6 protein-coding genes are annotated in these 7055 nt (G+C 44.5%); 1 reads left to right on the forward strand and 5 read right to left on the reverse strand.

The window, feature by feature from the left end:
• Nucleotides 1-75: 75 nt before the first annotated feature.
• Genes lnt through miaB form a run of 5 tightly spaced genes read right to left on the reverse strand, consistent with a single transcriptional unit; the run spans nt 76 to nt 5516 of the window.
• A complete protein-coding gene (gene lnt / locus BB427_RS20455; RefSeq protein WP_069022924.1) occupies nt 76-1653 on the reverse strand; it encodes an apolipoprotein N-acyltransferase in 1578 nt (525 codons plus the stop codon).
• Nucleotides 1631-2509 carry a CNNM family magnesium/cobalt transport protein CorC gene (gene corC / locus BB427_RS20460; RefSeq protein WP_010370418.1) on the reverse strand — a complete coding sequence of 293 codons (879 nt, stop codon included), beginning with the start codon at nt 2507-2509 and terminating at the stop codon, nt 1631-1633. The genes lnt and corC overlap by 23 nt, the downstream gene beginning before the upstream one ends.
• Nucleotides 2510-2531: 22 nt before the next feature.
• Complete coding sequence (gene ybeY, locus BB427_RS20465) at nt 2532-2990, reverse strand: rRNA maturation RNase YbeY (protein WP_069022926.1); 459 nt, start codon at nt 2988-2990, stop codon at nt 2532-2534.
• Nucleotides 2991-2993: 3 nt separating this feature from the next.
• Nucleotides 2994-4028 carry a PhoH family protein gene (locus tag BB427_RS20470; protein WP_010370423.1) on the reverse strand — a complete coding sequence of 345 codons (1035 nt, stop codon included), beginning with the start codon at nt 4026-4028 and terminating at the stop codon, nt 2994-2996.
• A gap of 54 nt (nt 4029-4082) precedes the next feature.
• Nucleotides 4083-5516, reverse strand: coding sequence for a tRNA (N6-isopentenyl adenosine(37)-C2)-methylthiotransferase MiaB (miaB, locus tag BB427_RS20475; RefSeq protein ID WP_010607359.1), 1434 nt, complete (start codon nt 5514-5516; stop codon nt 4083-4085).
• A gap of 230 nt (nt 5517-5746) precedes the next feature.
• Between miaB and BB427_RS20480 the strand changes: the two genes are divergently transcribed.
• Nucleotides 5747-6913: an FAD-dependent oxidoreductase gene (locus tag BB427_RS20480; RefSeq protein WP_069022928.1), complete on the forward strand. Its 1167-nt coding sequence runs from the start codon at nt 5747-5749 to the stop codon at nt 6911-6913.
• The last annotated feature ends 142 nt before the right edge of the window (nt 6914-7055 follow it).

A 7055-nucleotide genomic window follows, 5' to 3' on the forward strand; every position in this document is an offset into this window, starting at 1 on the left:
GTAGAACGGCTCCCATCAGAGGTTACTTATAGCATGTAGGAGCGATTTCACATCGCGATAGGTACAACACCGCAACTACAAAAAGTTGCGTTCAAATCGCTTAAGCACTATGGGCTTTACCTTTGCAGCGGTGAGTATCAGCATAGTAAAAGCGACAATAAACCAGATGGGGCGATTACCATGCTCTGCATACCAGCTTATTCCACTAATGAGTTTTACATCACTTTTCAGTATGTTGGCTTTGAATTGTGGAATGGCATGCTGAATTTTGCTAAGTGGATCGTAAACACCAGTGATACCATTATTCGTTACTCGAATTAATGGGCGCTGTAATTCTAAGGCACGCATGCGAGCGATCTGCATATGCTGATGCGGGCCGTGGGAATCTCCAAACCAAGCGTCGTTGCTCACAGTAAAAAGAATATCTGACTCAGAGGTAAAGTTACCTCTGACAAGCTCGCTAAACGCGATTTCGTAGCAAATAGCGGGTAACACATGCAAACCGTTCGCAAGTAGGTTTGGTTGTACCGCATCACCTCGAGTAAATGACGACATCGCTAAGTTAAAAAGAGGGGCTATAGGACGCAATAGGTCTTCGAACGGTACAAACTCACCAATAGGCAACAATTGGTGCTTCTGGTAGCGGTTTTTGTGCAGATAGTGATATTGCCCTTCGCTGTCTTCTTTTTCCTTTTTACCAAGCGTGATCAGCGTGTTGTACGCGGTTCTGGTATCAAACTGATAATCGGGAATGCCCGTTATCAGCGCCGTGCCATTAAACGCGGCGGCTTTGTCCAGCCCTTCTAAAAATGGGTAGGCGATATCTTCAAATTCAGGAATAGCGGCTTCCGGCCACACCACTAAATCAACGCCTTGCCAGTTAGGTCTGGTCATATCTCGATATTTAGACATGGTAGGCCAAAATTGCTCAGGCTCCCAGCGCAGACTCTGCTTGATATTACCTTGTACAAGTAAGGTGGTGATTTCATCTCCCGAGTATTTTAGTGGGCCTTGAATGATTGGCACACTGTATAGACCGGCAATGCCGGCAAAGCTGACTATGGTGAGATAAATCGCACGTTGTTTAAGTAGATAGTAAAGGCTTGTTGTCGCTAGAATAACTAGCAACGTTAAGCCAAATTCACCGATCCAAGGGGCTAAACTGCTCAATGGCGAGTCAGTTAACGTGTAACCAAAGCTAAGCCAAGGGAAGCCTGTGAGCATATGGCCTCGCAGCCACTCGGTAATGGCAAACCCCGCAACAAGTGCCAGCACCCGTTGCCACGGTGTGCGAGTAAAGTAGCTGGCAAAAGCAAATGCCAATGTCGGGTAGATGGCAAGGTAAGCACATAGTAATGCCATCAGCAGCACCGAGACAGGTAAGGGCAAACCACCAAATTCAGCGATAGAGACATGCACCCAGCTTATGCCAAGGGCAAACCAGCCAAAGCCAAATAAAAAGCCATATTTAGCCGCGAGCTTTGGACTAGGTTTATCGGTAAGCCAAGTCGCTATAATCAAGCTGACAAACGCGATAGGCCAAAAACCAAAAGGGGAATAAGCAAAAGTAAGCGCACAGCCAGAAATGAGTGCCAGCCATGCAAACTTATCTTTTGCGAGGTTACTCAGGTTAGATACTAGAGTCTTCAACATGTTCAGATTTAGGTACACTTACTTGAATTTGTAAGATCCTCCGGTTATCGGAGTTAGTTACCTTAAACTGAAGGGGATCTATATCTATAGTTTCACCACGGCTTGGCATATGGCCAAATGCATGAAGAATAATACCGCCAATGGTATCTGCTTCTTGGGTGTCGTAGTTGGTTTTGAAGAATTCGTTGAATTCATCCAAGGGCGTGAGTGCTTGCACAGTATAAACATGTTTAGACAGCTGACGAATATCTTGTTGTTCTTCGTCGTCATCATGTTCATCTTCGATTTCACCAACAATGGTTTCGAGAATATCTTCGATAGTAACCAGTCCAGATACACCGCCGTATTCATCAATCACGATAGCCATATGGTAACGTTTTTGACGGAATTCGTTGAGCAGGGTATCGACACGCTTACTTTCAGGCACGACCACAGCGGGACGAAGATATTCGCGGATACTTGGCAAATCGCTCTCTTCGCGCAAAATCAAAGGTAAGAGATCTTTGGCAAGTAAGATGCCTTCTACGTGGTCTTTGTCTTCACAAATCACAGGGAAACGCGAGTGTGAAGATTCTACCATCATAGGGAGTTGAGCACTGAGCGGCTCATCTACATCAAGTGTAATCATTTGCGAACGTGGGATCATGATGTCACGTACTTTCAGCTCTGAAACGCTGAGTACACCTTCCATCATATCTTTGGTTTCTGGATCAATCAGCTGGCGCTCTTGCGCATCAGCGATGACTTCAGCCAGTTCTTCTTTATTTTGGGGTTCCCCTTGCAGCATCTGTGTGATGCGTCCCAGCCAGGTCTTGCTAGAAGAACCCTGACTACTTTGCGAGTTATCGTCGCTCATTAGTTGTGTCTGCTCCGTTAATTTAACAATCGTCTCTGTAAGGATCTGCGATATTCAAAGAAGCGAGAATGTGCTTCTCTATTGTTTCCATTTCTACCGCGTCTTGTTCATTTATATGGTCAAATCCAAGTAAATGCAAGCAACCATGGATAACCATATGGGCGAAGTGGTCATGAAAGGTCTTTTCTTGCTCTACGGATTCTTGGTATACCACTTGGGGACAGATAATTAAATCACCAATAAGTGGCAACTCAATCCCCGGTGGCGCATCAAATGGGAAAGACAACACGTTGGTTGGCTTGTCTTTGCCCCTGTACTGGCTATTGAGCTCTTGGCTTTCGTGCTCGTCAGCGATGCGAATCGTTAATTCCGCTTCTTCGCGAAATTGCGTTAATGCATGTTCTGCCCATAATTGAAATTGTGCTTCGGAAGGCAAGTTTTCAAACTCACAAGCCAATTGCAAATCTAGCATTAAGTCCATGGTTTATTCCTCAGAAGGTTGCTGTTTCGCCTGATGCTTTTCAGCTTTAGCGAGACGCTCTTGTTCTTCTTTCTTCTCGTATGCTTCGACGATACGAGCAACCACAGGGTGTCTAACTACATCGTGAGATTTAAAGAAGTTAAATGAAATTTCTTCTACATCATTGAGCACTTCTATCGCATGACGAAGTCCAGAGCGCGCACCACGAGGTAAATCGATTTGGGTGATATCACCGGTGATCACCGCTTTTGAATTAAAGCCAATCCGGGTAAGAAACATCTTCATTTGTTCAGTCGTGGTATTTTGGCTTTCGTCCAAGATAATAAACGCGTCATTGAGTGTTCGACCGCGCATATACGCCAACGGTGCAACTTCGATGACATTTTTTTCGATTAAGCGCTCAACTTTTTCAAAACCAAGCATCTCGAATAGGGCGTCATAAAGTGGACGAAGGTAAGGGTCGATTTTTTGTGTTAAATCACCCGGCAAGAAGCCCAGCTTTTCACCAGCTTCAACCGCTGGACGAGTGAGGAGGATGCGACGTATTTCTTGACGTTCTAGCGCATCAACCGCTGCTGCAACAGCAAGATAGGTTTTACCTGTACCCGCAGGACCAACACCAAAGGTAATATCGTGAGTTAAGATATTAGCGACATATTGGCTCTGATTTGGGTTACGAGGCTTAACCACACCGCGACGAGTCTTAATATAGACTTCTTTGTCCCACACGGTTGGGGCGTCTTGTTCAAGTACGTTCGCTTCTGTGATGGCCAGATGAACCTGATCCGGTTCGATTTCTGTCATTTTTCCTTTCACAGGCTGAGTATCAACATATAGAGACTTTAGAATATCCACAGCTGCTTTTGCCGTTACCGCTTGTCCGGTCACTTTAAACCAATTGTCACGGTGCGCGATTTCAACTCCAAGGCGACGTTCTATTTGTTTTAGATTTTCGTCGAACGGACCACAAAGTGAAGAAAGGCGGTGGTTATCTGCGGGTTCTAAGTAAATTTCTATATTCTTTATCTGATTACTCAAAATGTCTTCCTATAAAAATGACGCTAGCCGAAGCTAGCGCACAATTTAAAAATGCTAGGGGGTAAAAGTACCAACACCTAATTCATTAATTTCAGGTTCTTGAGGTGCTTTATTTAAGATATCCGACGGTTTTACGTCACGACGTAAATCCATTTCTGCTTCAGTACGGATAAGTTCACCACGTAACGAGTTTGGTAACGCCTCAGTAATACGTACATCGACGAATTGGCCGATCACTGAGTGTGGACCTTCAAAGTTTACAACGCGGTTATTTTCGGTTCTACCACGCAGTTCCATTGGGTTTTTCTTCGATGGTCCCTCAACCAAAATACGCTGCTCGGTATCGTGCATCTTGCGGCTGATATCCTGCGCCATTTGGTTGATACGGTTCTGTAGCAGATACAGGCGTTCTTTCTTTTCTGATTCTGCCACATCGTCAGGTAAGTCTGCTGCTGGCGTGCCAGGTCGCGCCGAGTAGATGAAACTAAAGCTCATATCAAAGCCGATATCATTAATCAGGTTCATCGTTGCTTCAAAGTCTGCGTTTGATTCGCCTGGGAAACCAATGATGAAATCTGAAGACATGCTTAGGTTTGGGCGGATCTTACGTAGCTTGCGGATCGTTGACTTGTACTCAAGCGCAGTATGACCGCGTTTCATCAGGTTTAGAATACGGTCTGAACCACTTTGTACCGGTAGGTGTAAATGGTCAACAAGCTCTGGCACATCCGCATAGGCTTCAATAATATCTGGTGTAAACTCAACCGGGTGAGATGTTGTATAACGAATACGGTCAATACCGTCAATTGCTGCAACGTAGCGAATTAAGTCAGAGAAGTAACAAATCTCACCATCGTGCATTTCACCACGGTAAGCATTTACGTTCTGACCGAGTAAGTTCACTTCACGCACACCTTGCTCCGCAAGCTGAGCAACTTCAAGGATCACATCATCTAAAGGACGGCTTACTTCTTCGCCACGCGTGTACGGTACTACACAGAACGTACAGTACTTAGAGCAACCTTCCATAATTGAAACAAATGCACTCGGGCCTTCAGCCTTTGGTTCAGGGAGACGGTCAAATTTTTCAATTTCAGGGAATGAAATATCAACGACAGCACCTTCTTTGCTTTGCACCTGCTTGATCATCTCTGGTAGGCGGTGCAATGTTTGTGGGCCAAACACGATATCAACAAATGGAGCGCGCTGACGAATGGTGTCGCCTTCTTGTGATGCTACGCAGCCACCAACACCGATAACAAGATCAGGGTTTGTGTCTTTTAGTAGTTTCCAACGACCAAGTTGGTGGAATACTTTTTCCTGTGCCTTCTCACGAATCGAGCAAGTATTGAGTAGGATCACATCAGCTTGCTCAGCTTCTTCTGTAAGCTGATAGCCATTTGTTGAATCCAAAAGATCCGCCATTTTCTGGGAGTCATACTCGTTCATCTGACAACCCCAGGTTTTAATATGCAGTTTTTTACTCATTTAAATATTGCCTCGTTTACAACTCGGTGTTTAGCACTACGCGTTTCTCGTGCAGGCGATGCTGAATTGATATCATTATGCCTAAAGGACGCGTATTTTATATGACCTATCTTGTCTAGCCAAGTATAGATTTTAACTTTCAAAATGTGGATCAATACAGGGTGTTTTAAGCAAACATCTGTTTTTATATGCGTTACAATGCGCAAAGACTCAATTAAGTGGAATATGGCATGAAAAACAAGGCTCTGATAGTCGGTGGTGGCATGGTTGGTGCAGCGTGTGCTGTTAAGCTAGCGAAGCAAGGTGTTGACGTAACCATTATTGAACATTCTCCCATCTCAGCTGATGCAATACTCGCAAGTGATAAGGTAGATATTCGCGTTTCTGCTATCAATCGCTTTTCCGAGCAGTTACTAGATGAGCTTGGTGCTATGCCTGTGTTAAGAAGCACCAGAGCCGCGGTTTACAAGCAGCTAGAAGCCTATGAGGATAAGCCAGGACAATTGATATTTGATTGTGAAGCGCTAAACGCCTCGCACTTAGGCCACTTAATTGAGAATAACCTCATCCAAGCTACATTGTGGCAACAGTTTGAGGAATTTGATATCAAAGTGGTTTCACCAGAGGGGATCCCAAAGCGCATTGTTCATAATGAGGATTCCGTGACGATTGAGTATCAAGCAGCATCCTTTACCGCTGATTTGTTAATTGCTGCTGATGGTGGCCGTTCTATCGTCAGACAAATGAGTGGCATAGGCGTGACTGGTTGGCAATATGAGCAACATTGTATGGGGCTGCTGATTAAACTCGACGCGCCGCAGCAAGAAAAAACATGGCAGCAATTTAAGCCATCAGGTCCCATTGCCTTTTTACCTATGCAGTATCCGTATGCCAATCTGATTTGGTATGACAACGGCAATAAACTCAATTTACTTAAGCAACTAGATAAGCAGGCGCTAAAACAAGAAGTAAAAGCTGCATTTTTTGAGCTACCCGGTGACTTTGAGATTGAAGAAGTGGCGGTTTTTCCTTTAGCAAGGCAACATGCTAACCAATACGTGAGCGAACGAGTGGTATTAGTAGGAGATGCAGCTCATACCATTAATCCGTTAGCAGGGCAGGGAGTAAATCTTGGCTTTAAAGACGTAGCGGCACTTGCTGAAGCGATTGAGGCAAAAGAAGATATTGGTGATAGCAGCGCACTACATCATTACGAGTCAAAGCGTAGGAAAGACAACCTCTTGATGATGAGTATGATGGATGCGTGTTATTTTGGCTTTTCGAATCAAGTAACACCGTTAAAGCATTTGAGAAATCTGGCGCTGAATGTGGCGAATAAAGCTGGACCGTTAAAAAAAGAAGTGCTTAAGCACGCCATGGGAGGAGTTGGTTTTTAATCTTTGTTCTCTACACTGAGCGTGTTACACCAATTTACTTAACCTGAGGTTTGGATAAGGAATGTTCCAACTCATTGTTGCTAAAGCACAACTTAGTTTTTTCCTTGTCTAGCCAGCAAGATTTAGGGAAAACAAGGCGAAT

The sequence above is a fragment of the Pseudoalteromonas sp. BMB genome (genome assembly GCF_001709235.1).
GTDB lineage: Bacteria > Pseudomonadota > Gammaproteobacteria > Enterobacterales > Alteromonadaceae > Pseudoalteromonas > Pseudoalteromonas maricaloris.